This window comes from Phycisphaerales bacterium (assembly GCA_029268515.1).
Classification (GTDB): Bacteria; Planctomycetota; Phycisphaerae; order Phycisphaerales; family SM1A02; genus JAQWNP01.
In genome coordinates this window covers 101,335-128,028 of the sequence record JAQWNP010000016.1, presented here as the reverse complement: position 1 = coordinate 128,028, position 26,694 = coordinate 101,335, and the positions used below count along the sequence as shown (strand labels likewise).

22 protein-coding genes and 2 tRNA genes are annotated in these 26,694 nt (G+C 50.7%); 11 read left to right on the top strand and 13 right to left on the bottom strand.

The window, feature by feature from the left end; all coding sequences use genetic code 11:
* Positions 1-7 precede the first annotated feature (7 nt).
* From P8J86_10715 to P8J86_10705, 3 genes are all read right to left on the bottom strand, one after another.
* Positions 8-1,336, bottom strand: coding sequence for a dicarboxylate/amino acid:cation symporter (locus P8J86_10715; GenBank protein MDG2055165.1), 1,329 nt, complete (start codon positions 1,334-1,336; stop codon positions 8-10).
* Positions 1,337-1,367: 31 nt separating this feature from the next.
* A complete protein-coding gene (gene aspS, locus P8J86_10710) occupies positions 1,368-3,164 on the bottom strand; it encodes an aspartate--tRNA ligase (GenBank protein ID MDG2055164.1) in 1,797 nt (598 codons plus the stop codon).
* 88 nt (positions 3,165-3,252) lie between these two features.
* On the bottom strand, positions 3,253-4,419 hold the full coding sequence (locus P8J86_10705) for a hypothetical protein (GenBank protein ID MDG2055163.1): 1,167 nt from the start codon (positions 4,417-4,419) through the stop codon (positions 3,253-3,255).
* Between the two features lie 30 nt (positions 4,420-4,449).
* Between P8J86_10705 and P8J86_10700 the strand changes: the two genes are divergently transcribed.
* On the top strand, positions 4,450-5,670 hold the full coding sequence (locus P8J86_10700) for a hypothetical protein (GenBank protein ID MDG2055162.1): 1,221 nt from the start codon (positions 4,450-4,452) through the stop codon (positions 5,668-5,670).
* Positions 5,671-5,689: 19 nt separating this feature from the next.
* Here the strand turns inward: P8J86_10700 and P8J86_10695 are convergent, their stop codons facing one another.
* The 3 genes from P8J86_10695 to P8J86_10685 are packed head-to-tail and all read right to left on the bottom strand — an operon-like array spanning position 5,690 to position 10,072.
* Complete coding sequence (locus P8J86_10695; protein ID MDG2055161.1) at positions 5,690-6,367, bottom strand: hypothetical protein; 678 nt, start codon at positions 6,365-6,367, stop codon at positions 5,690-5,692.
* Positions 6,351-8,201: an amino acid carrier protein gene (locus P8J86_10690; protein MDG2055160.1), complete on the bottom strand. Its 1,851-nt coding sequence runs from the start codon at positions 8,199-8,201 to the stop codon at positions 6,351-6,353. The genes P8J86_10695 and P8J86_10690 overlap by 17 nt, the downstream gene beginning before the upstream one ends.
* Before the next feature lie 50 nt (positions 8,202-8,251).
* Positions 8,252-10,072 carry a sodium-dependent transporter gene (locus tag P8J86_10685; protein MDG2055159.1) on the bottom strand — a complete coding sequence of 607 codons (1,821 nt, stop codon included), beginning with the start codon at positions 10,070-10,072 and terminating at the stop codon, positions 8,252-8,254.
* 53 nt (positions 10,073-10,125) lie between these two features.
* On the opposite strand from P8J86_10685, the gene P8J86_10680 reads away from it, so the two are divergent.
* From P8J86_10680 to truB, 5 genes are all read left to right on the top strand, one after another.
* On the top strand, positions 10,126-11,283 hold the full coding sequence (locus tag P8J86_10680; GenBank protein MDG2055158.1) for a hypothetical protein: 1,158 nt from the start codon (positions 10,126-10,128) through the stop codon (positions 11,281-11,283).
* A complete protein-coding gene (locus tag P8J86_10675) occupies positions 11,256-11,750 on the top strand; it encodes a YkgJ family cysteine cluster protein (GenBank protein MDG2055157.1) in 495 nt (164 codons plus the stop codon). Before P8J86_10680 ends, P8J86_10675 begins: the two co-directional genes overlap by 28 nt.
* A gap of 377 nt (positions 11,751-12,127) precedes the next feature.
* A tRNA-Ser gene (locus P8J86_10670) sits at positions 12,128-12,215 on the top strand.
* 8 nt (positions 12,216-12,223) lie between these two features.
* Positions 12,224-12,297 (top strand) — tRNA-Pro (locus tag P8J86_10665).
* A gap of 112 nt (positions 12,298-12,409) precedes the next feature.
* Complete coding sequence (truB, locus tag P8J86_10660) at positions 12,410-13,153, top strand: tRNA pseudouridine(55) synthase TruB (GenBank protein MDG2055156.1); 744 nt, start codon at positions 12,410-12,412, stop codon at positions 13,151-13,153.
* On the opposite strand, the gene P8J86_10655 is transcribed toward truB, so the two are convergent.
* From P8J86_10655 to P8J86_10645, 3 genes are all read right to left on the bottom strand, one after another.
* Positions 13,136-13,756, bottom strand: a complete 621-nt coding sequence (locus P8J86_10655; GenBank protein MDG2055155.1) for a signal peptidase II — start codon at positions 13,754-13,756, stop codon at positions 13,136-13,138. The genes truB and P8J86_10655 overlap by 18 nt on opposite strands.
* A 72-nt stretch (positions 13,757-13,828) precedes the next feature.
* Positions 13,829-14,749, bottom strand: a complete 921-nt coding sequence (locus tag P8J86_10650; GenBank protein ID MDG2055154.1) for a TraR/DksA C4-type zinc finger protein — start codon at positions 14,747-14,749, stop codon at positions 13,829-13,831.
* A 323-nt stretch (positions 14,750-15,072) separates the two neighbouring features.
* Positions 15,073-16,062 (bottom strand): acetyl-CoA carboxylase carboxyltransferase subunit alpha, encoded by a 990-nt coding sequence (locus P8J86_10645; GenBank protein ID MDG2055153.1) that lies wholly within the window; start codon positions 16,060-16,062, stop codon positions 15,073-15,075.
* A 133-nt stretch (positions 16,063-16,195) separates the two neighbouring features.
* Between P8J86_10645 and proC the strand changes: the two genes are divergently transcribed.
* On the top strand, positions 16,196-16,999 hold the full coding sequence (gene proC, locus P8J86_10640; GenBank protein MDG2055152.1) for a pyrroline-5-carboxylate reductase: 804 nt from the start codon (positions 16,196-16,198) through the stop codon (positions 16,997-16,999).
* Between the two features lies 1 nt (position 17,000).
* Here the strand turns inward: proC and P8J86_10635 are convergent, their stop codons facing one another.
* Both P8J86_10635 and P8J86_10630 read right to left on the bottom strand, forming a co-directional pair.
* On the bottom strand, positions 17,001-18,149 hold the full coding sequence (locus P8J86_10635; GenBank protein ID MDG2055151.1) for a hypothetical protein: 1,149 nt from the start codon (positions 18,147-18,149) through the stop codon (positions 17,001-17,003).
* Positions 18,146-19,129: an ABC transporter ATP-binding protein gene (locus P8J86_10630; protein ID MDG2055150.1), complete on the bottom strand. Its 984-nt coding sequence runs from the start codon at positions 19,127-19,129 to the stop codon at positions 18,146-18,148. Before P8J86_10630 ends, P8J86_10635 begins: the two co-directional genes overlap by 4 nt.
* A gap of 89 nt (positions 19,130-19,218) precedes the next feature.
* Between P8J86_10630 and P8J86_10625 the strand changes: the two genes are divergently transcribed.
* Entirely contained in the window at positions 19,219-21,279 is a 2,061-nt protein-coding gene (locus P8J86_10625) for a UbiD family decarboxylase (protein MDG2055149.1), read from the top strand.
* Positions 21,270-21,848 (top strand): hypothetical protein, encoded by a 579-nt coding sequence (locus tag P8J86_10620; GenBank protein MDG2055148.1) that lies wholly within the window; start codon positions 21,270-21,272, stop codon positions 21,846-21,848. Before P8J86_10625 ends, P8J86_10620 begins: the two co-directional genes overlap by 10 nt.
* A gap of 30 nt (positions 21,849-21,878) precedes the next feature.
* Here the strand turns inward: P8J86_10620 and P8J86_10615 are convergent, their stop codons facing one another.
* Positions 21,879-23,135 carry an MltA domain-containing protein gene (locus tag P8J86_10615; GenBank protein MDG2055147.1) on the bottom strand — a complete coding sequence of 419 codons (1,257 nt, stop codon included), beginning with the start codon at positions 23,133-23,135 and terminating at the stop codon, positions 21,879-21,881.
* Positions 23,136-23,326: 191 nt separating this feature from the next.
* On the opposite strand from P8J86_10615, the gene P8J86_10610 reads away from it, so the two are divergent.
* Both P8J86_10610 and asnB read left to right on the top strand, forming a co-directional pair.
* Positions 23,327-23,650 carry a twin-arginine translocase TatA/TatE family subunit gene (locus P8J86_10610; protein ID MDG2055146.1) on the top strand — a complete coding sequence of 108 codons (324 nt, stop codon included), beginning with the start codon at positions 23,327-23,329 and terminating at the stop codon, positions 23,648-23,650.
* A gap of 191 nt (positions 23,651-23,841) precedes the next feature.
* On the top strand, positions 23,842-25,827 hold the full coding sequence (gene asnB, locus P8J86_10605) for an asparagine synthase (glutamine-hydrolyzing) (GenBank protein ID MDG2055145.1): 1,986 nt from the start codon (positions 23,842-23,844) through the stop codon (positions 25,825-25,827).
* Here the strand turns inward: asnB and P8J86_10600 are convergent.
* The gene (locus tag P8J86_10600; protein MDG2055144.1) at positions 25,799-26,515 is read right to left on the bottom strand and encodes a polyprenol monophosphomannose synthase; all 717 of its coding nucleotides are present in this window, start codon (positions 26,513-26,515) and stop codon (positions 25,799-25,801) included. The genes asnB and P8J86_10600 overlap by 29 nt on opposite strands.
* Positions 26,516-26,694 lie beyond the last annotated feature (179 nt).

Sequence of the window (26,694 nt, the reverse complement as noted above, 5' to 3'; positions counted from 1 at the left end):
GCACATTTTAGATATCTGAATCTGATGCGTCACTGACGGGCTCATCGGGCGCCAATCGCGAAATAATCTTGGCGCCAGTGGCGTCACCCCACACGTTGACTGTTGTTCGGCACATGTCCAAGATGCGATCGACACCTAGAATAATGCCGATTGCAGCAATGGGTAGCGGATCCACGCCGGTTGGTGCAAGACTGGTATTGACTGCAGAGATAACCACAACCATCGTAACAAGGCCCGCTGAGGGAATGCCAGCAGCACCGATTGCTGCTAGTGTCGCAGTAATAACGACAATCGTCAGTTGAACCATGCTGAGATCGTAGCCATATAACTGGAATAGAAAGACGACTGCGACGGCTTCATAGAGGGCTGTGCCATCCATGTTGATTGTCGAGCCCAGTGGTAATACAAAATTCGAGGCTCGTTTAGAACATCGCCCCTCATTTTCGGCTGTATCCATCGTGACTGGCAGTGTGGCAGAGCTAGAGTCGGTGCCAAATGCGGTCAGTAATGCTCTTCGCATCTGCCATAGGAATTGGTATGGATTTGTTCGTCCGAAGATTGTTAGCACGATTGGAAGAACAATCAATCCGTGAATTGCGAGCCCGACAAGCACCACAAGCATGTATTTTCCAATTGGCCCAGCAATGTTTGTCAGACCAAGTTGGCCAACAGACCATGAGACCAAGAAAAATACACCAATAGGCGTGAGCCAAATAATCCACTGAACAAAGATCATCATGCCTTCAAAACAAGCATCCATGACCTTTCTTGCGGCCTTCGTGCGTTCTCGTCCCCAGGCCAGCGCCAGCCCAAATCCAATGGCAAAGACGATGACGCCCAAGGGTCTGCCATCTGACATTTCCTTGATGACATTGTCTGGTATCAACTGCCGTAGGATATTTGTCCAGGCGGAACCCATCGTCTGGTTGCTGACTTTGCTTTGAAGATTGGTGCTGTCATTAAAAGCAGCCTCGCCTTGGCTGATAAGTGCAAGTTGTTGATCGTGTGGGCTGACGCCAGGTGCAACCCAAGAAACGAGTGCCGTCCCAAGGATGACGGCAAGCAACATCGTTGTGATGTAATAAATGATGGTTGCGCCACCAACCAAGCCAAGCCGAGAGGGGTCACCAATTCGAGTGATGCCTGATACCACGCTAAAGAAGATGAGGGGGATCACCAGCAGCTTCAGCGGTCGAATCAAAATCAAATCACCAAGCTGTTTTGTCCAGTGATCGCCACCAACTTGCCCAGAAGGGAAGAGGATGTACTCACCAAAAAGAGCGCCTGCAACCAAGCCAATCAGAATCAGTAGTGTTAGAATCGCGTTTTTACTCATGAGAAAAAACAGTCACAGGTCTTGAGAGGCATTAGGAAGCAGTGTCTGGTTCCATGACACAAACACGCAGTTCGGCGAGTTGCTCATCATCAACAGGTCCAGGTGCTTCTGACATGAGATCTAAGCCACTGCCAGTTTTGGGGAAGGCAATGACGTCACGAATATTATCAGTATCACAGAAGAGCATCGTCAAACGATCCAATCCGAAGGCAATGCCACCGTGTGGTGGGGCTCCATATCTCAAGGCTTCCAATAAGAAACCAAATTTTGTTGAAGCATCTTCTGGAGTGAGCCCTAAAAGTGAGAAAACCTTGGCTTGGACATCTTGATCATGGATACGAACAGAGCCTCCGGCTGCTTCTGAACCATTGATAACCAGATCATATCCAGCCGAGATGCAGGCACCCGGATCAGAATCAAGCACACCAACCTGGCCTGGCATGGGGGCGGTAAAGGGGTGGTGCAAACTCGTCCAATGGCCCGTTTCCTCATCGCGTTCAAACATCGGAAAGTCAACAACCCAAAGTAACTTGAATTGGGTCTCGTCGATCAGATCTAAATCTCGGCCAATTTGTAATCTTACTTGACCCAGTGCCGTGTTGGCGATGTTGGCACGATCAGCGGTAAAGACAACAATATCACCGTGCTTGAGATTGAGTGATGCAGCGAGCTCACCTGCAATGGGAGCAAGGAACTTGGCAATACCAGTTTCGAAACCGCCGTGCTCACCTTGTCCTGTGAACTTTGATGTCGGCAATCCACCTGCACCATAGGTTTTGGCAATCTCTCCATAGCCATCAAGATTCTTGCGAGTTAGTTTGTCGACCCCGTTCGGTACAACCAGTGCTTTGACAACACCATTTTCTAATCCAATTGCTTCAGTGAAAACGCGGAACTCTGTCTTGCTCGCAAGATCAGTGGCATCGTGAAGCTCAAGGTCAAAGCGAAGGTCGGGGCGATCACTACCAAAGCGGCTCATCGCATCGGCATAGCTCATTGTTGGGATCAGGCCAACGTCTATACCCTTCAGTTCTTTGAATAGTAAACGTACGAAACTCGACGTCATGTCCATTACATCATCTCGATCCACAAAACTCATTTCGAGATCGATTTGAGTGAACTCTGCCTGACGATCGGCACGAGGATCTTCATCTCGAAGGCACTTGCAAATCTGCATGTATCGATCGAGGCCACCAATCATCAAAATTTGCTTAAAGATCTGTGGACTTTGTGGGAGTACATACCACGATCCTGGCTTGACGCGCGAAGGCACAATAAAGTCACGCGCTCCTTCTGGTGTCGGTTTAATCAGAAGTGGTGTTTCAACTTCAATGAAACCATTTTCACCAAAGAACGATCTTGTTAGTTGTGTGATTCGATGTCGAGTGGTGAGGATATCCTGCATTCGCTTACGCCGCAGATCGATATACCGATACTTGAGTCGAATATCTTCAGAGATTTTTTCAGCTTCGTGTTCGTCAGGAAGAATCGGTGGATTATCACTGCGACTGAGGACTTCAAGCTTGTCTGCTCTTACTTCAATGGCGCCGGTTGCAAGTTTTTGATTGGCCTTGCCTTCACGTTCCCGCACCATGCCGGTGATGCTCACTACAAACTCGCGGCGGAGACTCTTTGCAGTCGTAACCAGCTCTTCATCGACATCCTCTAGATCAAAGACAACCTGGGTAATACCGGTGCGATCTCGAAGGTCCAGGAAGATGAGGCCTTTGCCCTGATCTCGATAGGTAGCAATCCAGCCGCTGATAGTGACATGTGAGCCGGAATCGGTTTCTCGAAGCTCGCCGCACATATGAGTTCTTTTGTTCATTGGAATAGGGTGGTTGCCCAGTTGGGCTGCTTGGGGCTGATTGGATCAGGACGAAGACAGAACGCTGGCACATCCTAGCGAGGAACGTTCAATCTGCCAGAGATTGAGGCTTTGCTTGGTTTTTTCGGATCTCTGATTTGATCTGCTGGAAGGCATCTCGGATGAGCGTTTTGGCAGGCTTTCCGTCAATGCCATAGCCAAAATCCCGTGAGCCGCCGCTGTGGTACGGATCCCAGTGGTAGAGGAAGAACCCCTGTACGGGGCAGGCCTGAGCCGTGAGCTTTGCCGTCCAAATTGTGAGAAAGGCCTCATAGGCTCGAGCTTGGGTTTCAGGATCAGATTCTTTGAGATCGCCGGGCTGGTAGTTCCATGGATGAAGGGCTGCCCATGGTACAGATGGATATCCGACTTCCATGAGCAGAAGTGGTCGGCCCTGTGTCTTGGCAAAGTCAGCGATTTTAGTGGCAATTTTTCCCCAGGCTTCGGACATCATTAATACGTTTTGTTGTTCTGGATTTTCTACTAACTCAAAGTAGGCACTAATGCTGATGGCATCGACAAGATTCCAAAATTTTACTTTCTCATATCGATCCCAATTTGCGGTGTAGGTCATTGTGCCGGAGAATATTTTTCGTGTAGCAGCAGCAACATGAGTCCAATGTTGCTCTTGATCTTCAGTTGAGTTCAACTCACTTCCGATGGAAAGGATGTCAATATCCAATTCAGCGGCCATGCCAGCGAAGTGGTTAATAAATGCACCGTAGCTCATCCACCATTGTTCCCAATTTGTGGGCGCGATAGTCCCTCGCCACTCTTTGCCAACTGGATTTTTAATAAGCACGATTGGGACAATGGCAGTACGAAGGTTCCGTTGCTTTGCTCGCTTAAAAACAGCTTTGAGCTGTTCGTCGGTGGGGCAGCGGCTGGAGATCCGGTAAATGGTATTGGTACTGCCGGTATCCTGAAACCATGGTGTTACGACCACCAGTGCGTTGGCTCCAAGTTCGGCAATCTGATCAACGCTCCTTAGATAGAGTTCTAAGTCGCTGATATGGTGAATATTGAGGGCGATGCCGAGCACTGGCTTACGAAGAGCTGCCGGGATCTGATCGGAAGCCATGGAGATCGTGGGGGCCGGCGGGTTCGATTGGGCATCCTGAGCACACAAGCTGGCTATTGAACATAGTGAGAGAGCGATGGCGATCACATAGCGTTTTGTCGGCACCTGTATCTGTTGTTTTTGCAGAAATGTCATAGGCCCATCCTATCCCGTATGATGCCCTCCGTGAGCAAAGCTATTTCTAAGAAGCGTAAAGGCTCGGAGCAGAGTGCCAGTGGTGACCATGTTCACCAGCGGGCACCTAGTATTCTGTTTACGGCATTTGAACCGAGCGGTGATGCGTTGGCAGCGCCACTGATTGCAGAATTAAAGAGGCTTCGCCCTGACATCCAGATTTTTGCCTGGGGTGGCCCACTCATGGAAAAGGCTGGAGCGAAAGTGATCAGCCAAACCACTGAAGCGAGCGCCATGGGGCTCAATGGTTTTAAGCGCATTCGCGAAGTACGCAAAGAAATTAGTCGCATCAAGCAGTGGATACGGCAGTACCGGGTTGTGGCCTATGTGCCTGTCGATTCACCTGCCGCGAATTTTCCTATCTGCAAAGCCGTTCGGAAAACTGGAGCCAGAATTATCCACCTTAATGCTCCACAGATTTGGGCATGGGCAGGTTGGCGTATTCGTAAACTCAGGCGACTCACTGATTTGGTGCTTTGTCTTTTGCCTTTTGAAGATGAGTATTTCAACGACCGTGATGTGCCAGCAAGATTTATAGGGCATCCGGCAATTAATCGTGAGATTGACAGTAAGGCTCTTCGGGAAAACAACCCTGGCTTGCCTCAGGGCGCGCCGCGAGTGGCACTCTTCCCAGGATCACGAGAGCATGAGGTCAAAGCGAATATTAGGCTTCTGGCTGATACGTTTAACCAACTACAAGGTAGGCATAGTGGGACCGCTGGTGTCATTGCAGCAGCAACGCCAGCGTTAGCGAAGATCGTGCGTGATCGCCTAAAGGTTTTTCCAACAGGACTGCACATGGTGACAGGGATGGCTGATGAGGTTGTCGCTTGGTGTGATTTAGCTTTGGTCGTTTCAGGCACAATGACGCTTCACATTACGCGTCAGCGAAGGCCCATGGTCGGTGTCTATAAGACTGGTCTTGTGAGTTGGTTGGGCGCTAAGATCATATTGCGAACGCCATATCGCCTTTTGCCCAATATCATTGCCTCACGGGAGATTGCGCCCGAGTTTGTTCCCCATATTGGCGGCTGTAGCGCTGTGGTCAAGGCGGCGAGTTACTTTTTTCATGATTCTAAGAATGCGGCCAATCAAGCAGAAGAGCTTAAACGCGTCTGTCTACGATTTGCCAATAAGAGGCCTGCTGAAGAAGCGGCTCGTCACATCTTGGAAGTCATTCGTAAGGGTGCTGCTGGGGCAGATGGCTCATAAAACTCGTTGGTTGATCTGTCTACAAATGCCTGACTGGAAAAAGAGACATGCAGCAGACATGATTGCCAAGTCGATCTGTAATCGGAACGATGCGATGCGCTGGTGCAGCAATCGGTAGGCTTTGTTCAAGGCACTTATCTTGCCAAATTTGGAGGTCATGTTCTGCAACCTCTTCGCTTGCAACGAAGAGCATGATGAGTAGGCCAGCATGTAAGATGGACCGATCTGAAGCCAGTTTGAATACATCTTTTTGGACTGTTGATAAGAGCTCGCTTGTATAGCTTGAATTGGGCCCTTCTGGCGTGAACTGTGTGACGCACTTCACTTCTAACCAGAACGCATCTTCTAATTCCACCGCATTGGTCGGTGCAAATAGTGTCTGTTTCTGTTGTGGTTCAACCAATGGTTTGCCATCAGGTGTGAGCACGAGATCGCAGCGACGGCCCTCTGTTTGACGTCGCCGACGGCTCTCGGCTGGATAGCGCACTTCACGGGTGGCACCAATCGAGGCCGCCTCGAAAATCTCTTGCAAAAGCGGATGCAGTTCGACCTCAGACCGTGCATCAAGACCTCGAACAGCTTGTTCACGGCGTAGTCCAGCTTCAGCAGATAAGAAGCCTGCTTCCAATACATCTGCAATATCTGCCACAGACCATTGGTGATGACGAGCCAGATTCCTATCAGTCTGCGTTGACATCCTTGTTCCTGTGCTTTGTGGACTTAAACTCGCCCGATCGAAGGCGATCTATGTACGACCGATAGGTCTTCATCGCAATAAACCCAAATATCAACATGATTGGGATATTGGCCCAAAGCATCACCCCAGTTCCCAAGGCGGTGAGGTTGTCTAAGTCCTTGTCAGATTCCATGAAGCCTAGCGTTGCCACGATGATCATCGCACAATAGACCACTTTATAGGGGACGGCAGACCATTCGCCGAGCATATAGACCATGCCCTGCTCGCCGTAATAAGACCATGAGATCATGGTTGATATGGCAAAGAGCCAAGCAGCAACCAGGACCAGCCATGTACCGAGGCCAGGAATTGACCGGTCAAATGCATGTGCTGTGAGTGTGGCGCCGGGATACTCTTTGTAGACAGCAAGTGATCTAAAAGTTGGTTTCTCTGCACCGTTTGACTCGAGTGCATTTGGTTCAAAAACCATGGCATGTGTGCCATCGTCCTTCTTGACCACACGACCTCCAACCCGAACAAGGTCGGAGTTGGTGTCTTTGCTTTTGTTGCCTGTTTGAGCCACCACGAAGGCGCGATCTTCTTGCTGCCAATTCTTACCTGTCAGTGATTGAGCTTCTTCGGATTTATCAGGCAATGGAACAAACCATGCAATCGAGGGGATGGAATCATCTTCGATGGATTCTGGATTGGCAATCTCCGAGTTCTTAAGGCTGCTTAATGGGAATTCACCCTTTTGCCCGACATTCCAAGTACTGGTTGCGGCCTCGGCATCAAGTTCAACCATAATCAATTGTGGCTCGTTGGCCAAAGTTGACTCATGGTCACGATCCCAGGCGCCAGTTGAGAGGATGACCAATGCTGTAATTGTGCAGACAACCAGCGTGTCGATAAAAGGCTCAATACCAGCGACCAACGCTTCACGAACCGGTTCATTTGTCTTTGCAGCACTATGGGCAATGGGCGAGGACCCTTGTCCAGCTTCACTTGAAAACAGTGCGCGTTTCATGCCCCATAAGAATGCATACCCTGCTGATCCGCCAAGGAAGGCATTACCAGCTTCTTGCGGTGAAAAGGCGCTCTTGAAAATAAGCGAAATCATCTCAGGTATCACAGAGATGTTCATTGCGAGCACAACAAGGCCAGCAGCAATGTATGCAACACACATAAATGGCACTAGAAAACCTGCGACATGACCAATTCGTTTGATGCCGCCAATAATGACGAGACCAACAAGGATTGCCAGCACAATTCCCACTCCGAGTTTGGGAATTTCAGGGGCGACCTCTTGTGTCATTTCCGCCACGTTCCACGCTTGGAACATGTTGCCACCAGTAATGGCTGAAATGAGCAACGTGATGCAGAAAATAAAACCGACAAACACACCAAGTCGGTGGAAGTTCCACTGAGAAAGACCTTTTTCAGCAACCCACATTGGACCACCGTGTGGGTTTTCGGGATCATCAACGTTTCGGTAGAGCATGGAAAGTGTGACAGATGTTGTTTTCAGTGCCATGCCGGCAAGTCCAACAATCCACATCCAGAAAACGGCACCAGGCCCACCAAGCGCAATGGCTAATGCAACGCCGGCGATATTGCCCAAACCGACTGTTGCCGAGAGAGCAGCAGAAAGTGCTTGAAAGTGATTGATAGCACCTGGATCGTCTTTGTTGTCATAGCGGCCAGTGACGACAGCGGTGCCGTGCACTAAAGCTCGATACTGGCAGAAGCCACTAAACAAGGTGAAAAGCACTCCAACCGCAAGCACGGCATAGAGCACCCAGTCGGCCCAGATAACACTGTTTACTGCATCAAGAAATTGATTAAAGGCTTCCATGAGTTTTCTTTCTCTTAGACACCAAAGGAATGATTCGATAAAGGTCTGAGTTAAAAGCCAATCGCGTAGAAGAACTCATCTGCATCAATAAAACCGATTTTTTGAAGCAGAACAACGATGACCAAAGCGGGCGCAACAAAACGAATAAGCAAGAACCACAGCATGACCAAGCCTCCAGCCATATCTTCCATCTCTGCCATACGGAGTTTGCGTGGCATGAACCAGCCAGCATAGATGGCGATGAAGAGTCCACCAAGTGGAAGCATCCAGTTCGAAGTTAGATAGTCAAGCGTATCAAAGAAGTTCTGGCCATAGCCTGGTTCCCATGAGGCTAACTTGAAGCCTGGTGAGTTCGCAAAAGCGGCTATGACCCCGAAAGCAAAGATAATACCGCCCAGAAGCCACGCGGCCTTGCGACGTGACCAATTTCGTTCGTCGATGAAGTAAGAAGAAACGACTTCGAGCAAACTAATGGCCGACGTTAACGCCGCGAAGACCAGGAGTGCAAAGAAAATGATGCCCAGTATCAAGCCGCCTTGACCCATCTCCGCAAATGCAAGTGGCATGCTCATAAAGACGAGTCCCGGACCGGCTCCAGGTTCTTGGTCGTAGGAAAAGATGATGGGAAACATCATCATGCAAGCGAGTAGTGCGATCAGCGTGTCAATGCCGGCGATCGCAAAACTCTGCCCCAGAAGTGACTTTTTGCTTTTTTGGTAGGAGCCGTAGGTAATCATGGCACCCATACCCAGCGACAAGGTAAAGAAGGCATGTCCAAGTGCCTCAAGGACACCGCTGGGTTTCAGTCTCGAAGCATCAGGTTTAAAGACAAACGAAACGGCTTCTTCAAATCCCCTTTGAAAGAAGCCATAGACAACCATGACACAGATCAAGAAGACAAGCAGTGGCATCAGGACCTTGCAGGCCCGTTCAATGCCAGCAGAAACACCATTCGACACGATGAGTATGGTGAGCAGCATGAAGATGGCCGCCCAAAAGCTAGCAGTCCAACCATCTTTGAGTAGTTCTAGAAAAACTGTTGTGACACTGGTTGAAATAGCATCCCGTCGATGTTGTTCGGTGGCCAGAGTCTTGACTTCTTCATCACTCATCGGCGCATAAAATTGCGTTGCCTCAGTATTGGCTTCGTTGCGATACTCAAGGTCATCACCAAATTCATTGAACGTTTCAGTTGACCACAGCTGTCCTAGTGTCTCATCAGATAAAACTGCGTCTAAAGCGCCTTGGCGTGATTGTTTCCAGCTGGCGAGGTCGTTTGAATCAAGAGGTCTTGTCCCAAAAGCACCGTTCGCGAGTGCTTGCTCGATTGACTGATATGCCTGCCATGTCCGTGGGCTCATGGTGACTTGTAAGTTTTCTTCATGCTCAGCAATGGACTCATTTGCACGTTGATCGATCAGGTGAGATCGCATTTCATCAGCGCTCACGTGTGCCCGATAGTCGAGGGAGTCAGCTTCTGCTTTTTCATAAATAGGTTGGGTAAAATTGACCACGCTCTTCAGCGTGTAGTCCATCGCCCACCCTGCAACAACAATGTAGAAGGAGAGAATCAGAAAGCCAGCAATCACACCGAACCAGCCCACAATAGTCCAACCGGAAGAGCTGCTCTCAAGTTTCTTAAAGGCGCCAACTGGTTGCCGTTGAGATGATCGGCCGATCATTATTTCGGCCATCATGATGGGTAATCCCACCAATAAGATGCAGCCAAGATAAATCAGTACGAACAGTCCGCCGCCATTCTGGCCGGTGATATAAGGAAACTTCCAGATATTGCCAAGGCCCACAGCGGAGCCTGCTGCTGCAAGAATGAATCCTAGTCTGCTGCCCCATTGGGCTCGCTCTTTGGCCATCAGCATCTCCAGGACTGCGGATCTATGGCCTTGCCATGGATCCCTGGTACAGAATGTCCACCTACCCTCGTGAGGTGGGGCGACCGTGCCTTGAACTCGCTGGCGGCCGCAACGCTTATGATCTTCCCCTGGATACGATGTGGATGATACCGGAGCGAGTCGGTTCAGGTTGCCTAGGCCTCATTCTTCCTTGCTACCATATCCATTCGATGCCGAACCCCCGTATGCAACCTGGGCTGACCCGACCGACCTGTGATGGCTTCCGCTATGCATTAGGTGTGCTGCCCCAACCCGGTTGGTGTCCGATTCAGGGGTACACGGTGACCTATCAGCCAGGTGATTCTGATGGCCAGGATGTCTATATTCTGGACCTCACAGTCTCTCATGAGCGTCTGGAAGGTCTGATCAGCGATTTGATGGCATTGCTCAGCCATGAGGTGACGGCCATGTTCGAGATTGCTTCTCGCGATGCCTACCGCGCTTTAGATGTTTTTCTAGGGACGCAGCCTATTGCCCTGAGTCAGTTTCTTGCTGGTTGGCATAAGTGGTCAGCACTGATTCTTGAAGATGGCATGGTGGGGGCTGGAGTTTGTAGTGAAGAGACGCTCTTTGAGATCTTCATCACCCAGATGAAAACAGTTCTGGTTTATGTTGAACCGCAGATGTTGCCCGCTGTACGTCAAGTGCTTGATCGTCACGATGTGGTAGAGGTTGAAGAGACCTGGCCTGAACCGCCTTCTGATGAAATTGATGGCGGAGCGACATTCCGCAGCATTTTGGAGTCGAACCATCCAATGGGCGGTGGTCTTGATGAGGTGCTTCTTTCATTAGAAAATAAGTGGCATCTCGATCTCCAAATTGACCCAGCGGCCAGTCAGGATGAACGTGGTCGTATTCTTGGGCCGACGCTCTGGTTTGTTTTAGCCAAAGTGCGTCACAGGCATAGCGGCCGGCTTGGCGAAGCTGCTATATGGATGACAGCAGACTGTCTGGACAATGCGTATGAGCTAACAGAGACGTTTTTTGAGACGGATCAGACCAATGCTCTTATTCAGATTCAGTCAGCGGATCGTATGGCATTTGATGAGCGACCGGCGCAGCTCGTTGATCTACGCCTTGGCAATCAGCAGGCAGAAGTTCATTGTATTCGCATCGATCAACATCCACATCAACGCGCGAACGAGTGTCGTGGACACCAGAACGCATCGTGACAAAAGAGAGCAAGTCATCTGAGGACTCCGTCGAGCGCGAGTGGTATCGTGATGGACTGCGCTTCGCTTGTACGCAGTGCGGTAATTGTTGCACAGGCCCTCCGGGTGCCGTTTGGTTTACTGAGCAAGAGGGCCTGGAGATGGCAAAAGCGATGGGGCTCAAGCCACGCGCGTTCCGGGACCAATATGCTCGGAAGCTCAATGATGGATGGTCGCTCAATGAGCACCTGACAGAGTCCGGTTACGATTGCATTTTCCTTGACCGAAAAACGGAGCCGGGCAAAGCGTTGTGTGGCATCTATGGGGCTCGACCCCGGCAGTGCCGTACTTGGCCATTTTGGACAGAGAATCTTCGCAGCCCAGAGGATTGGGCAAGGGCCCGTAGATCGACTCCCTGTCCAGGCATGGATCAGGGAAAGGTCGTGCCGATTGAGCAGATCCGAATCCAACGCGACAAGACGCCCTAAGGCATTTCGAGCAGAATCCGTTCCATATCACTTCAGCTTAAAAGCGCACTTGTTAGGGTTTTTGCGCTTTTTATTTTTGAAGCCTGAATTGGCTCTATGTTGGGGCGAACCGAGTGCGACTTGTCACGGACTCGATCTTTTTGATTGCGGGCGAGGGATTGAATGGTGGGGAGATAGACCGGGGATTGGGAAAGAGAGCACGTGCTCCATATTGAGGATCGATCGTCTGCCTAAAGCCTTCGGGGTCAGTGGCGGGTCCAGCAAAGGGGCGAGCTACCGCGCTATGGCGCGGTGGTGTGCGTTTTGGGGTGGCGGTGATCCTTGTGAGGCCTTCCCAGGCGGAGCAACCTGATAGACTGCTCAGTCGTATTCTGACGGGACAGGTGTCCGAGCGGCTTAAGGAGCGGCACTGGAAATGCCGTGTACGGCTTGTCCGTACCGTGGGTTCGAATCCCACCCTGTCCGCTTCATTGCGGGGTGTAGCGCAGCTTGGTAGCGCGTCTGACTGGGGGTCAGAAGGTCGCAGGTTCAAATCCTGTCACCCCGACTACAAAAGGCTCGCATACGCGGGCCTTTTGTAATCGGGGTGTATACCTGATCTCATGGGTTCATCACCGCTTTCTGGGGCAAAATTGGTTCCCTATGTGAGGAAAATGGCTTTGAGTGATCCGAAACCAACATCCGAAAAATCAACTGGGCATTCAGGCCTCATTGGTTTTTTATCGGTGATCAAGCCTATTGGTCCATCTTCAATGCAAGCTGTTTCAGTTGTTCGGCGAAGAGCTGGATCTGTGCGCACAGGACATGCTGGCACTCTTGATCCGCTTGCAAGTGGTGTCTTAGTGATGGGACTGGGTAAAGCAACACGATTGCTGCAAGAAGTCATGGCGACAGATAAAACTTATCGAACAACAATTGATCTTAGTGCATTTACGAATACTGATGATCGAGAAGGTGAGATGCAGCCTGTGTCAATCTCTAAGCCGCCAACTCAAGAGACTGTTGCAGCGGCATTGAAGTCTTTTGAAGGCGAAGTGATGCAACGGCCACCGCAGTTTAGCGCGGTCAAGATTGACGGTGTGCGAGCTTACAAGAAAGCTCGTAAGAACCAGGTTGTTAAGATTGAACCTCGTCGTGTCTTTGTTCATGAGCTGAGGCTCTTAAGCTATGCTTGGCCTGAGGTCGAACTAGAGGTACGTTGTCGAACCGGCTTTTATGTCCGAAGTCTTGCTCGCGATCTTGGCGTGGCACTTGGTACTGGCGGGCATTGCGCAGCAATCGTTCGTACTGCCGTTGGCCCCTTTACCGAGGCACTTTCTGTGCCATTGGAAGCAGTGCCAGATCCTGTGACGAGTGAAGATCTGGTCTCTGTAAAGCAGTGGGAGTCATTCTTGGCCGGGTGAATCGGTTTTGCTTGCTTGGGCCTTTCGATTTTCAGCTCGATCATCGATCATGGCATGAATGAGTAGTAGTCCCATACCTGTGAGCAAGAGGACGTCAGCCACATTGAAGATCCAAGGAAAAACTTCGCCGGTTTGATTGCCCGGCCAGCTCCAGCCGAAGGGCAGCTCAACATCTGGAAGCATGTGCAAGAAGTCACGGACCCGTCCAATCAGCAGTCGGTCGTATAAGTTTCCAAGCCCACCAGCCAGAATAAGTCCGATGGCAAAATGCGCAATGGTGCTACGCGCTGATGTGAGCCAACCGAAGACAAATAAACCAATCACAAGTGCAATGACTGTGAAGATAATGAAGAACGCGCGTTGGTTTGGTCCAATGCCAAAAACGGCGCCTTGGTTTAGGACCAGATGAAAATCCAAAAGGTTCCAAGGCAGGGCTTCAGTACCGTCATGGCTTTCTATTGGATCAAACCAAGGTTTATTGATGAGCGTATCTCGGTCTAGCTCTACTGGCGAAGAAGTCACATATTCAAAAGCGAGGCGTTTCGTCACAAGGTCAATGCTGAGGCCAGCCAGAACAACGCAGACTAAAACCAGCCACGCCATTGGAGACTGGTAAGCTCTAACAAATGTTTTGTCGTTTGTGCTCTGCGACATTGCTTAGAGGCATCTACGTGATCATGAATTCATGTGACGTTCGCGTTCCCGAGCGGCTTCAACAGTATATTTTGCCCACGGTTTCGCATTGAGTCTGGCCAGTGGAATCACCTTGCCAGATGCTTGGCAAATGCCATATGTCTTTTTCTTGATACGTTGTATTGCTTCATCAATTTCCCGAATGAGTTGCCGTTCCTTGGCAGCCAGGCCAAGATTAAGATCCTGGTCATAGGTATCTGAACCGAGATCAGCGGGGTGGATTGGCATTTGTGATGAGCCGTCTTTGTTGGCGCGAAGTGCATGATTTTCCATTGCTCCCAGATCATGCATCAGTGACTTCCGACGTTCATACAGCATCGACATGAACGCTTTGAGCTCTTTGGCAGTCAAACTTGTCTTGATTGCCTTTAGGGACTGTGAAACCTGTTCTTCGGCGCTCAATGCAGCAGCGGTCAATGCAGCCTTGGTACGTCGGGTCTTCTTCGCGATGAGTCCTGCCATCATGCGTACTCGGCGGCCAGCAACGATGACATAGCCGTCGCCATCGGCAGTAGAAGCAGCAGCGACTTCAGCCACGGTGCGACCGCGGCGGCGATTGCTCGCGGTCGTGCCGCCAGCGGAGGCGGTCTTCTTGGCTGTTTTCTTCTTGGCTGGAGCTTTCTTCTTAGCTGGAGCCTTCTTCTTAGCTGGCGCCTTCTTCTTAGCTGGAGCCTTCTTCTTAGCTGGCGCCTTCTTCTTAGCTGGCGCCTTCTTCTTAGCTGGCGCCTTCTTCTTAGCTGGCGCCTTCTTCTTAGCTGGCGCCTTCTTCTTGGCTGGCGCCTTCTTCTTGGCTGGAGCTTTCTTCTTGGCTGGAGCCTTCTTCTTGGCTGGAGCCTTCTTCTTGGCTGGAGCCTTCTTAGAACTTTTCTTAGTGGTCTTCTTGGTGATCTTCTTCTTTGCCACGATCAGATTCCCTTTGGGGAGATACGTTTTGATTGCTCTGCCAGCGATTGTGCCAGTCTGAGGAGCGAATCCTGCCCATCTATATGTCTGAGCCACCAACACACGGTCATACGAGCTCTGAAATCAGCCAAAAACGAGCGAATAATAGAGCAGCGGCGACAGCTTCATGAGATCAAAAGCCCTGACTAACCTCTGCGGCCCTCGAAACCTGCTTCTAGACCTCTCAGTGGGGGCAACTGCCTCAGAAAGGTCCCCATTGCGGGGCCATGATAGGGATGCCGCCTGAGGTGGTCAACGAGTGGCTCTGATTACCTCTCCGGGGCTTAGACGGGGCCGTATTCCTGAAGACGGCCAATTCTTCTCAATTTCTCATAGCGTCTTTGAACCAGTGATTGAGGTTGAAATCTGAGTAGATCTGAGAGTTGGTCAGTAATCCATCGCTCAAGCGTGGCGGCGACTTCGGTGGGGTTGCGGTGGGCAGCACCAAGAGGCTCTGGAATGACATGATCAACCAAGCCATTGGCCAGGTTCTCTTTGGCGGTGAGAGATAGGGCTGAGGCTGCAAGCTGATTGGTCTCTTCATTGCTCTGTTTCCACAGAATGGCCGCGCAGCCTTCGGGAGAAATAACTGAGTACCAGGCATACTCCAGCATTGCAGTGCGATCACCAACACCAATACCCAAGGCGCCGCCTGAACCACCTTCGCCAATCACACATGAGATAATTGGTGTCTTGAGGCGACTCATCTCTCGAAGATTCAGAGCGATTGCCTGAGCTTGCCCACGTTCCTCAGCTTTGACACCTGGATAAGCGCCAGGCGTATCGATGAATGTCACAATTGGAAGGTTGTACTTCTCTGCCAACTGCATTTTTAACAGCGCCTTTCGGTAGCCCTCTGGATGGGCGCAGCCAAAGTGGCAGGCTACTTTCTCTTGCGTCGACTTTCCTTTTTGATGTCCAACAACCATGACCTTATGGGAGCCGATTCGACCCAGTCCGGTCACAATGCTGGGATCATCACCAAAGTGTCGATCACCATGCAGTTCTCTAAAGTCTCGAAAGAGCATGCGGATGTAGTCAGAAGTTTGAGGGCGTGCAGGGTGGCGAGCTACCCGGACGGTGTCCCAAGGTGTCATCTGTTGATAGAGTTTTTCCAGCAGGCTGTCCCGGTTTCGTTGCAGACTAGCACGCTCTTGTTCATAGTTGGAAGCCTGCTCAGAAGATTCGAGCGCCTCGATCTGTTTCTCAAGTTCGATCGCTGGCTTCTCAAAAGGAAGGACATAGGTACCGGTATATGTCTCAGTTGCTGCCATTTAAAAATGCCTTTTTCCAGACGGTTGCTCGCATATCTTCCAGCATTCTATCGCAGCATCGCTTGCGGCGCCTTGAAGAGCGCTTGACCAGTGGTTTTCCGCTGTTAGGCTCACGCCCCATGAGGTGAATTCAATGGCAACTTTCCGACTTAGCATTATTGGGCTTGGAAATATGGGCGGTGCAGCCCTTCATGGTCTACTTGAGGCGAACATTCTCAAGCCTCAGCAGATTGTGGTGGCAGAGCATGATGAAGAGCGACGCCAACGTGCGGCTGATCTTGGGTGTGCCACCTCACAAGATGCAGCTCAGATTGCCAGTGCCGATCAGATCATGTTGGCGGTCAAGCCACAAGGCTTCTCAGAGGTTGGTGCTTGGATCGGCAAGCTTTTAGAGCCAACAGTGGTCATTTCAGTCATGGCTGGTGTGCCGAGTAAGAAGATTTCCGACATGCTGGGTCCATTGGCGAAGGTCGTGCGCGTCATGCCCAATACGCCTTGTCGAATCGGTCGCGGTATGACAGCCATTGCACTAGGGCATGGAGCAGCACAAGAGGATGCCGCACTCGCAACCGAAATATTCGATGCCTTGGGACATAGTGTTCAGGTTGATGAAGCACACATTGATGCAGCCACGGCGCTCGGAGGGTCTGGTCCAGCTTATGTGTTCTTATTAGCGGAGGCGATGGTGCGCGGTGGTATTGAAATGGGCCTTGAGGAGCACATCGCTTTACAGATTACAGATCATACGATTGCTGGTGCGGGGCAACTTCTACTTGAGAGTGAACCTGATGCCGCGGCGCTCCGTGCCATGGTTACCAGTAAGGGTGGGACGACCGCCGCTGCGATTGATCTTATGTTGGAACACAAGTTTGATGAGATTGTTCTCAAGGCAGTCAAGGCAGCTCAAAAGCGAGGTCAGGATTTGGGTAACCAATAGGTCAGTAGTCGCGACGAATAAAAACGAATGCGGCAAAAGTCAGGATCACCAATTCGAACACAACAGAGGTGCCCAAGATCCACCACGCCGGCACGCTGCGCTCTTCTGCTTCAATGCGTAGTTTTGCTTCCCTCTCAGTGTCAGACGTTGAATTGCGTCGACTAGACGAATCAAAATTACCGGTCATAAGATCGGTAAAGGTGACGGGCGCGTCACCTTCTAAGGCCCTGGTTAGGAGTCTCTTGGTAGCACCTGTTTTTGGTAGGAACCAAAGGGCAGTATCAATTCCGTTTTTCCAGGCTCCCAGCGTTCCAAGCGTTTTCTGTTGATCTTCCATCTCGGTTTTATAACGTGAAATCTGATCATCAAGCGAGTCGCGTTGGTTTTTTAATGTTTGACGATCGCTGTTATCAGCTGCTGCTAATCGCTGTTCTGTTGCCTCGAGCTCTTTGCCTTTGTTGTCAATGGCTCGCTGTTGGCTCTCAGTTCCCAACGCCATGTCTGTATGCGCCCATGTCACCAATTCGGAAGCTTGCTGGATACTGAAGACTAAAAACCAAAAGAGTAGGCAAATCAAAAGTGCTGCCAAGGCAGATCGGGAGATAATGCCAACAAGCACGTTGATACAGTAGATGTATGAGAAGAACAGTGTGATCAGAGGGATGCCCAGCAACACTGTCGGATCCCATGTGCCGATCCGCAGGCCAATGCAGATAAATGCGCCAACGCAAAAGACAGTGACTTGAAAGATGACAAAGAGCAGGGCGCCAATATATTTGACGATAAAGAGTGTGATGCGACGAATTGGCTTTGACAGTACAAGTTCAACCGAACCACTGGCGAGAAAGTCTGGGAAGATCGATGTCGTTGAGATTAACGCCAATATGGTGGCGCCCCACGCCAGCCAAATAGTCACCATAAAGTAAGAGAAAATGCCCTGATAGAAAATGCGAGTAAGAGGGTTGCCTTCTACAAAGTAAGGTGACTCGACCTCATAGAGGCCATACAGCAGGGACAGGCCACGCTCATTAAAGCCAATAGATCCAAACGCCAGTACCAGTAAGAGTGAAAGTGCGAGCGTCAGCCAAAACAACTTGCGTGCGTTGAGCTCACGATAAGCATCGATAAACAGGGCAATAATGCCATTCATTTGGCACCACCAGTATTTATTTGTGACTTCTTTTTTGCTGCTCCAATGTCAGCGACTTGCCCTGTATCTTCATCTGTCACAGCTCGCATAAAGAGATCTTCAAGTGTCTCTCTGCGTGTTGCAAATGACTCAATGACACGCTGTTCGCTACGGAGCCGATCTAAAATCCATTGCACATCAACAGCTACTTGGTTCTTTGCATGAATTGTTGTTGTATTGTTTTTAGTATTAACGTTGAGTTCTGGGTGTTCTCGTAGCCATTGAGGTGAAGGGCCTTGGAATGAAATGTCGATCCGTTGGCTTGCCGCGGTCAGATCGTCGATGGTCCCTTGCATATTTACTTGGCCTTGTACAAGGATGGCCACTCGATCACAGATCATCTCAAGTTCACTGAGTAAGTGACTATTGATAAAGATGGTGGTGCCTTGTTCTCTTAGAGATAAGATGAGATCGCGAATTTCGCGGCGTCCCACTGGATCAACACCATCAGTAGGTTCGTCGAGCATGATGAGATCAGGTTTGTTCATCATGGCTTGAGCAAGGCCGATGCGCTGTAGCATGCCCTTGGAGTATGTTGATACACGCTTCTTTGCCCAAGAAGACATGCCCACAGTTTTTAAGAGATGCTCCGCAGTCCGGCGACAAGACCGACGTGATTGGCCAGTCAGCCCACCATAGTAAAGCAGTGCTTGGTAGCCAGTAAGATAATGTGGCAGACGAGCGTGTTCTGGTAGGTAGCCGACGCGGCGCAAAGTTGGTTTGTGTCCAATTGGTTTGCCCAGCAGCATGCCCTCTGAAAGGCTGGGCTTGATCACCGTCATAAAGATCTTGACGAGTGTGGACTTGCCGGCGCCATTTGGACCCAAAAGACCGAAGATCTCACCTCGCTCAACGCGAAGGTTGACGCCGCGCAGCGCTTGAATACCTCCACGGTAGGTTTTCGCCGTCCCCCGGACATCAATAGCTGGTTCATTTGGCAAAGCTATTTTTCCAGTTCTTAAGTGCTAAGTCTTCGTCCCCAGTGTACCCAAGGCTCGCCACCATTGCTGAGGGCGTCTATGCTCAAGGTATGTCAAAGCACCTCGGGCAATTTCTAGATGATCTTGATGCAGCAGGAGAGCTCGCTCGTATCTCTGCTCCTGTCTCGCCATTGCTCGAGATCACCGAGTTTTCGCAACGTATGGCACTCAATAAAGCCGCCCAGCCAAGTCAATATGCAGCGGCATTTGATCCAGATCATGCTGATTTGGGCGGGCATGCACTTTTATTCGATAACGTGACTGGATCAGATTTTCCTCTGGCCATCAACGTCTTTGGTTCTTATTCACGAATGGAACGAGCACTTGGTTGCCATGCGAATGGTGGTTTGGCAGCGATCGCGGACAAGATCGCAGCATTGACTCGCCCTGAAAGGCCAACCAGTGTTCGCGATCTATTTGAGAAGGCTCGCCAGTTCTTGTCGCTTCTTCGATTGGGACCGAAGCGTGTGCGCCACGGTATTTGTCAGGAGTGTGTCCGTCTGACTTCAAATGGTGAAGTGGATCTCACCAGATTGCCAATCTTAAAATGCTGGCCGCTCGACGGTGATCCACAGGGCGTTGGTATTGATATGACGCCTGATGCTGCAGGTACGGCTCAAGGTGAAGGTCGTTTCATTACGTTTGCGGGCATACATACGATTCATGCGGATGACCGAAATGCCAAGCGGCCATCAAGTCATAACGTTGGAATGTACCGATCGCAGTTATTAGATGAAACACATTTGGCCATGCACTGGCATATGCACCATGATGGAGCATCGCATTGGCGCAGCTGGAAACGACTCGGGCAGCCAATGCCGATCGCGCTGTGCTTTGGTGGTGAGTCAGTGATGCCATACGCAGCAACAGCGCCATTGCCACCAGGAATCAGTGAACTGCTGATGGCCGGTTATCTCAATGGCCGCGGTATTCCCATGGTGCCGGCAAAGACCGTTCCGCTGAGGGTGCCAGCCAATAGTGAGATTGTGATTGAGGGCTACGTCAGTACAGCGTGTGGTGAGATTGACTGGGATCCATCGAGTGGTGAGCCGCTTGGTCCTGGTGCTGTTTTTGAGGGGCCTTTTGGTGATCATACGGGGTATTACTCGATGCCAGATCGCTATCCGATCGTTGATGTGACAGCCATCACACATCGAAAGAATGCCGTATTTTCTGCAACGGTTGTTGGGCCGCCACCACAAGAAGATTACTACATCGGTAAAGCGACTGAACGCGTCTTTTTACCATTACTGCAAGTGCTGGTGCCTGATATCACCGATTACCATTTGCCACTTTTTGGATGCTTCCATAACTGCGCTGTGATTGGCATGAAGAAAGCGTATCCGCTTCAAGCGAGGCGACTGATGCAATCGATCTGGGGTGCTGGTCAGATGGCATGGACCAAAATGATCATTGTGGTTGATGATTGTGTCGACGTGCATAGCCTCGATGCGGTGTTGCAAGCAATTGCAGAACATGCTGATATGGATCGTGATCTTGAAAAGGTACTTGGTCCACTCGACATCCTTGATCATGCAGCAGCGCGTTTGGCGGCCGGAGGCAAAGTAGGCATTGACGCTACTGAAAAATGGCCAGGCGAAGAAGTAAAAGGCAGTCGACCGAAGCTCCAAACAGGCAACCCCTCAGACGTGACTCAGCTATTGAAGAGTTCCAATGTCGATTGGGTTGATGTTCAAGTGTTGCAATGGGCAGATAGTGCGGAACATTTCGCAACCGGAACGGGTCGTATTGTTTTCGCAAGCATCGAGAAAACCGGCGCAGGGCAGGGAATTGAGGCAATTGAGCAGGCATTTTCTGCAATGGGCGATGCGCCAGGTTGTGATTTGCTGATCGTGCTCGATAAGCGAGTTGATCTTACGAATATGGATGAAGCGCTCTTTCATATGGCGGCCAATATTGATCCTCAGCGGGACTTTATCCATAGAGCGAGGCGATGCGGCATCGACGCGACATGCAAGTTGCCCGACGATGCCCGAGCTGGTCAGCCAGTGCGACCTTGGCCACCACTGATTGAAATGGACGAGGAAGTTGTTGCACGTGTTGATCGTCAGTGGTCTGCATGTGGCTTGTCTGATACCTCATGCAAGTAGCGGCCCCTAATGCTGCGACGTTTTACCGATTGTTACTGGCGCTGTTGATTGCTGTTCATGTGTTTTTGATGTACCTCCTCGCGAGAGTCTACATTGGTGGGTTTGGCTTTAATCTATGGTGGGTGTTGTGGGGAAGCCTCTTCGCTTTTGCCATGCTCATCCCATTGCTCTGGGTAGTTTCTTTTGTGGAGCTGCCAGAGATGTGGGAGATGAACGTGCGCCGTCAACGTCGATGGAGACAAGGTTCTTGCCCATTGTGCAGTTATCCGAGAAATTGTGATTCACTCCAGCATCAAGGAAGGTGCCAGGAGTGTGGCGCGTTGCTGGTGAAGCCATCTCACTATCAGATTGGTCTTAAGGCTGTGAAACGTTTTTTTGTAATCTTGGTGATCGGTTTGATACTGGGTGTGATGAGTGGAGAGACCTGGTTAAGAACTGATGAGATCGCCTTTCAGGATGAGATTCGGCGTCAAGTAATCATGGATGCTCAGCGCAAGCAGACCCGCCAGCGAGCCTGGCCGGGTTGGGGAAAGTTGACTTATGTTCAAGGCGAATTTACCGGGCACTGAATATCGCTGGTATCGCTCTCTACCAGCACTTTACTGCACGGCGGTGGTGCGGGTCTTGTTGGCTGGAGCGTACTGAGCAATATGATCCGGTTTCAGGAAGAAGTAATAGAGCTTGCCCTCTGCAAATTGACCACCAGCGAGTACTTCGGCGCTTGGTCCAATACCCATAAAAATATCTGCTCGTCCTGGAGCCTTGATAGCGCCACCCGTATCTTGATCAAGCATGAAACGAACCAGAGGTTCGCGTTGTCGATCGATGGTGACGGCTTGTGTATCAACCATGACCACGCCACCACGCGGATAAACCGTCTTATCTGTCGCGATTGAGGCACGTTGGTTGACAGGTACGCCCAGGGAACCAGCCGGCCAGTTACCGCCCGCGTATTCAGTAAAGAAGACATAGCACTCATTCTTGTTGATGAGCTTAGAGATGGTTTCTGGATCTTGGCGGTACAGTCGGCGTATGGTTGCAAGACTTAGTTGGTTGCGTCCGACGAGTCCAGCGTCGAGCACACTGCGGCCCAGTCCTTTATAGGGGCGATCAGTCTTGCCGGCATAGCCGACATACATTGTTGTATTGTCGGGCATCAGCAGTTTTGCTGATCCATTAACATGAACGAGATAGGTGCTCAGTGGATCTTGCAGCCAGACCAATTCCGTTCCCTTGAGCATTCCTGATGACTCGATTTCCTCTCGCGTTGGATACGGTGTCACGCTGCCGTTGCTTTGTTGCTGCCCCTTTGGTTGGCCAGTTGTTGGATCGGTGACCAAATCTGCTGGTCTTGTATAGAGGGGGTAGGGGTATTCAGAACTCGGTTGCTGACTGGCTCGGAAAATGGGGGAAAAGTAACCAGTGAACAGGACCGTTCCGTCGTCATCACAGCCTCGGGACACATACACATCAAAGGTGTCCAGAATCTCGGTTTCAAAAACAGCGCTACTGCGGGCGTTTTCCAAAATAGTCTGAAATGCTATCACGCTGGCTTGGGCCTGTTCGTGTGTGATGCCTTCATATGGGAAATGCGATCGACTGGATGGCGCCTCGAACCAGCGACGGCTCGCATCACAGCTCTCAAGTAAATAGACGTCCTTTGCCGCCCAAGCATCTCTCAGAGATGGCAGCTTGTTGGGGTCGGTCACCTTAATCAGAGCCGAATCGCCAGGAGGCAGCTGACGCGAGTAATCTGGCAAGGTGGTGGATGCTTGATCTGTCTTCTGCTGAGAACAAGCAACATTGAGGAGTAGGAGGGACGTCGTGAGGAGCAGAGCTGGTCTTACCGGCTGCATAGAAATCGCCTTTTCTAGGTCTGAGAAAAAGGGCCTGTACTGCATCGCATGGGCACGTTCTTGGGCTAGACTACCGCAGTAGAGCTGCCCAGAAGGGATATCGGCTTCTCTGATAGAACTACGCCACCCTTGGGCTCTTTCAGTAGCTAGAATACGTTTAGCCGATACCCAAGTTAGTTGAAAGGTTGATCATGCTTCTCCTTGACGGATCCAATGAATCTTTGCTGGCACTCCTGCCTTTTGGAATGCCTGGCTGGACTGAAGCGGTCATTATTGTCGTCATTGGCCTTCTCATTTTCGGTCGACGCCTTCCCGACGTTGGTCGCAGCTTGGGCCGAAGTATCGTCGAATTCAAGCGTGGTGTTCGTGGGTTCCAGGATGAGATTGAGTCAGAATCAAAACATGGTGGTGGGGCGGGGCAATTACCCGATGACCCAGGCCAAGCGGTGTCTGATGCCCCACCAGGACAAGTAAAGGCAGGATCCTCACCAACGGGTGGAAAGTCCCCCTTCTAGCCGCGCTGTATTTCAGATAATCTTGTTGGAGGCAGTGTTTGTCAGTTGAACCTGCCTGAAATGTTCGAGAGCTGTGACTCAAATCAGTAAACTTCTCACCTAGCGTCCTGCCTATAGGGCGATCAGCTCATTTGGCTAGAGCACACGGATCAGGCTGGCCAGTGGGCGAGCCATTGGTATGGCAACCCAATATGTGCGGTATCGCTGGATATATATCTCGAGGTCGACCCTTCCAGATTGATCCGTCTCAAGTAGCGGGGATGCTGGCAGATCTTGCACATCGAGGTCCAGATGATCAGGGTGTACTTGTGCTGCGCCATGGTGACAAGCAGGTTCAACAAGGTGGTCCGGAGCTTGCCGAAGAAACATGTGAAGTACTTCTCGCCCAGCGACGGCTGTCTGTGCTTGATACAAGCGATGCCGGCCATCAGCCAATGTCGAGTGCTGATGGGCGTTTTCATCTTGTCTATAACGGTGAAATCTACAACGCTGATGCGTTGCGGATGGAATTGCAAGAGCAAGGGATTGAATTCCGAGGAACTTCAGACACTGAGGTTTTACTTGCCGCCTTACAGACTTGGGGTGAATCTGTATTGAATCGTCTGGTTGGGATGTACTCACTTGCATTGCTTGACGTTCAACGGCAGCAGGTCTTGTTGGCCCGAGATCCGTTTGGGATAAAGCCACTGTATTGGACATGCGGGCGTGTTGGTGATGAGCCAATTTTCGTTTTCGCTTCAGAGCCAAGCCCGCTATTAAAAGTGCCAGGCGTATCGCGGCAGGCTGATCGGCGCCGTGTTGCTGAGTACTTGCTTGGCATTGATGGTGGCGATTTGTCGTCATCGTTTTTTGCGGATATCCGGGCATTGCCGCCCGGTCATCTCATACGCATCAGAGTGGGTGATTCCGGATTGCCTCGTGCGCATCGTTTTTGGAAGTTGCAGACGGCTCCAGCAGCATTGACCTTCGATCAAGCTGTCAAAGAAGTTCGATCGTGTTTTTTAGATGCTGTTGAAAAACATTTACGGAGTGATGTGCCACTTGGCATTGCGCTTTCAGGAGGCATTGACTCCAGCGCTATTTTGATGGCAATGCGGCAAATTGCGGGCCCTCACGCAGACTTACATGCAGTGAGCTATTTGGCGCGTGGCAGTTCCGTGAATGAAGAACCGTGGATCGATCTGATCACAAAAGAAGCAGGCGCCATTCGGCATGATGTCTTGGTGCAGCCGGAGGATTTGGTCAACGATCTCCCTGAGTTCATTCGAAGTCAAGGTGAGCCTGTAGGTTCGACCAGCATCTTTGCCAGTGATTGTGTCTTTCGCGGCGCTCAAGAAGCAGGTCTGACGGTGTTGCTTAGCGGGCAAGGTGCTGACGAACTTTTCGCGGGATACCATGGATATGCTGCTTATCGAATGGCCGGGGCACTGAGACAAGGTCGCTTGGGCGCGTGGTGGCAATTATCAGGGCACTGTGCATCCGATGATGGTTCATCGCTTCAGCTCCGTGCCAGGAGTATTGGCCTAAGCCTTCCTCGAGTGGTCAGACGCCGACTGCGCAGCCTCAAGGCCAAGGGGGCTGAACTTTATCCCTACCTTGATCCAAGCTGGCGATTAAAAACAGACGCAACGGATGACATGGACACAGCAGCGTGGATGTCAGGTACGCGGCTCAATCATCGACTGATTGATACGCTACTGCGATCCAGTGTTCCTGATCTGCTTCGCTATGCAGATCGTTGCTCGATGCGACATTCAATTGAGTGCCGTGTTCCATTCTTGACCACCGACTTGGCGAACCTTGCACTTTCGTTGCCAGATGATGCTTTGATTGCGTCAGATGGAACAACTAAGCACGTATTTCGTGAAGCGATTCGCCCATTTGTTCCGGATGCGATCGTTGATCGAAGTGATAAACTTGGTTTCCCGACACCCGAATCTCAGTGGATGGAAACACTTTCTGACTGGGTTGCTGAGAAACTTGATTCGGCCTTCGCACGGGACGGCTTACCGATTGATCTTGCTGCGATTCGCGCCGACTTTGATAGAGTTCGCGAAGGTCGTGCAAATTACTCTTGGCGGTTTTGGCGGGTTGTGAATCTGATTGAGTGGGCAGAAATCTTCGATGTCAGTTTCTCATCACCCTCGGCTAAGAGTGAGCCTTCTTACGGCGATTGAACAAGCGGTATTTGTAGAGTCGTACCAGGTGTCTCAGATATAGCCACTGTTGCCGGAGTGTGAGTTTACTCTCCCCAGCGGTGCGATCGACAAAGACAATTGGGACCTCAGTAATTTTTGTAATAGAGCATTTTACAATGAGCTCGAGACCAATTTTATACCCCAGTGGACTGAGGTCATTTGCTTGGGTGATCAACTGTTTTCGGAGTGAGAAAAAGCCTGACATCGGGTCTTTTGCATTGGTCAGTGGGCGAGCCATCCAGGTTGCGGCTCTACTATTGAGTTGTCGCAGCCAACCCCATTGCTTGTCAGTGCTGCCGCCGGATGCATAACGAGATCCAATTGCCATCTCTGCGCCATTTTCTATCGCCTTGACTAAGGCGTGGATCTTCTCTGGCGGATGGCTCAGATCTGCATCCATAACCACCAGAATGGCCCCAGAGGCATGACTAAAGCCATCAATAACCGCTGGTGCAAGCCCCCGATTGGACTTTCGGACAATCACCCTCGCCCACGGAAATTCGGACTTCTTTACCGCTTCAAGGATGCCATCCTGGCTATCATCATCCATGAACAAGACCTCACAATCCAGATTGCCGGATTCCCGGGCCAGGTTAATTCTCTGTAAAAGAACTGGGGCATTGAGTGCCTCTTGGTAGGTGGGAATAATGATGGAGAGTTGGGGCACGGTCGTCGTTTCAAAGATGAGTGTTTTGCTAGTAGTTGGTGAAGTTCAGGTTAAGAACATATTTGATCAAGGTTTGAATCGTGATTATGAGATCAAAGGATGGATTAGGCAGTGCCAAGGCGTCGAAAATGCGGTTGATTGGTAACACAACGCAAACAATCTAGCCGTATACTTCGCGC

Coding starts and splice junctions, on each gene's coding strand:
- P8J86_10715 (MDG2055165.1), bottom strand. CDS start 1,336: ATGAGTAAAAACGCGATTCTAACACTACTGATTCTGATTGGCTTGGTT.
- aspS (MDG2055164.1), bottom strand. CDS start 3,164: ATGAACAAAAGAACTCATATGTGCGGCGAGCTTCGAGAAACCGATTCC.
- P8J86_10705 (MDG2055163.1), bottom strand. CDS start 4,419: ATGACATTTCTGCAAAAACAACAGATACAGGTGCCGACAAAACGCTAT.
- P8J86_10695 (MDG2055161.1), bottom strand. CDS start 6,367: ATGTCAACGCAGACTGATAGGAATCTGGCTCGTCATCACCAATGGTCT.
- P8J86_10690 (MDG2055160.1), bottom strand. CDS start 8,201: ATGGAAGCCTTTAATCAATTTCTTGATGCAGTAAACAGTGTTATCTGG.
- P8J86_10685 (MDG2055159.1), bottom strand. CDS start 10,072: ATGGCCAAAGAGCGAGCCCAATGGGGCAGCAGACTAGGATTCATTCTT.
- P8J86_10680 (MDG2055158.1), top strand. CDS start 10,126: ATGTCCACCTACCCTCGTGAGGTGGGGCGACCGTGCCTTGAACTCGCT.
- P8J86_10655 (MDG2055155.1), bottom strand. CDS start 13,756: ATGGCGTGGCTGGTTTTAGTCTGCGTTGTTCTGGCTGGCCTCAGCATT.
- P8J86_10645 (MDG2055153.1), bottom strand. CDS start 16,062: ATGGCAGCAACTGAGACATATACCGGTACCTATGTCCTTCCTTTTGAG.
- proC (MDG2055152.1), top strand. CDS start 16,196: ATGGCAACTTTCCGACTTAGCATTATTGGGCTTGGAAATATGGGCGGT.
- P8J86_10635 (MDG2055151.1), bottom strand. CDS start 18,149: ATGAATGGCATTATTGCCCTGTTTATCGATGCTTATCGTGAGCTCAAC.
- P8J86_10625 (MDG2055149.1), top strand. CDS start 19,219: ATGTCAAAGCACCTCGGGCAATTTCTAGATGATCTTGATGCAGCAGGA.
- P8J86_10620 (MDG2055148.1), top strand. CDS start 21,270: ATGCAAGTAGCGGCCCCTAATGCTGCGACGTTTTACCGATTGTTACTG.
- P8J86_10615 (MDG2055147.1), bottom strand. CDS start 23,135: ATGCAGCCGGTAAGACCAGCTCTGCTCCTCACGACGTCCCTCCTACTC.
- P8J86_10610 (MDG2055146.1), top strand. CDS start 23,327: ATGCTTCTCCTTGACGGATCCAATGAATCTTTGCTGGCACTCCTGCCT.
- asnB (MDG2055145.1), top strand. CDS start 23,842: ATGTGCGGTATCGCTGGATATATATCTCGAGGTCGACCCTTCCAGATT.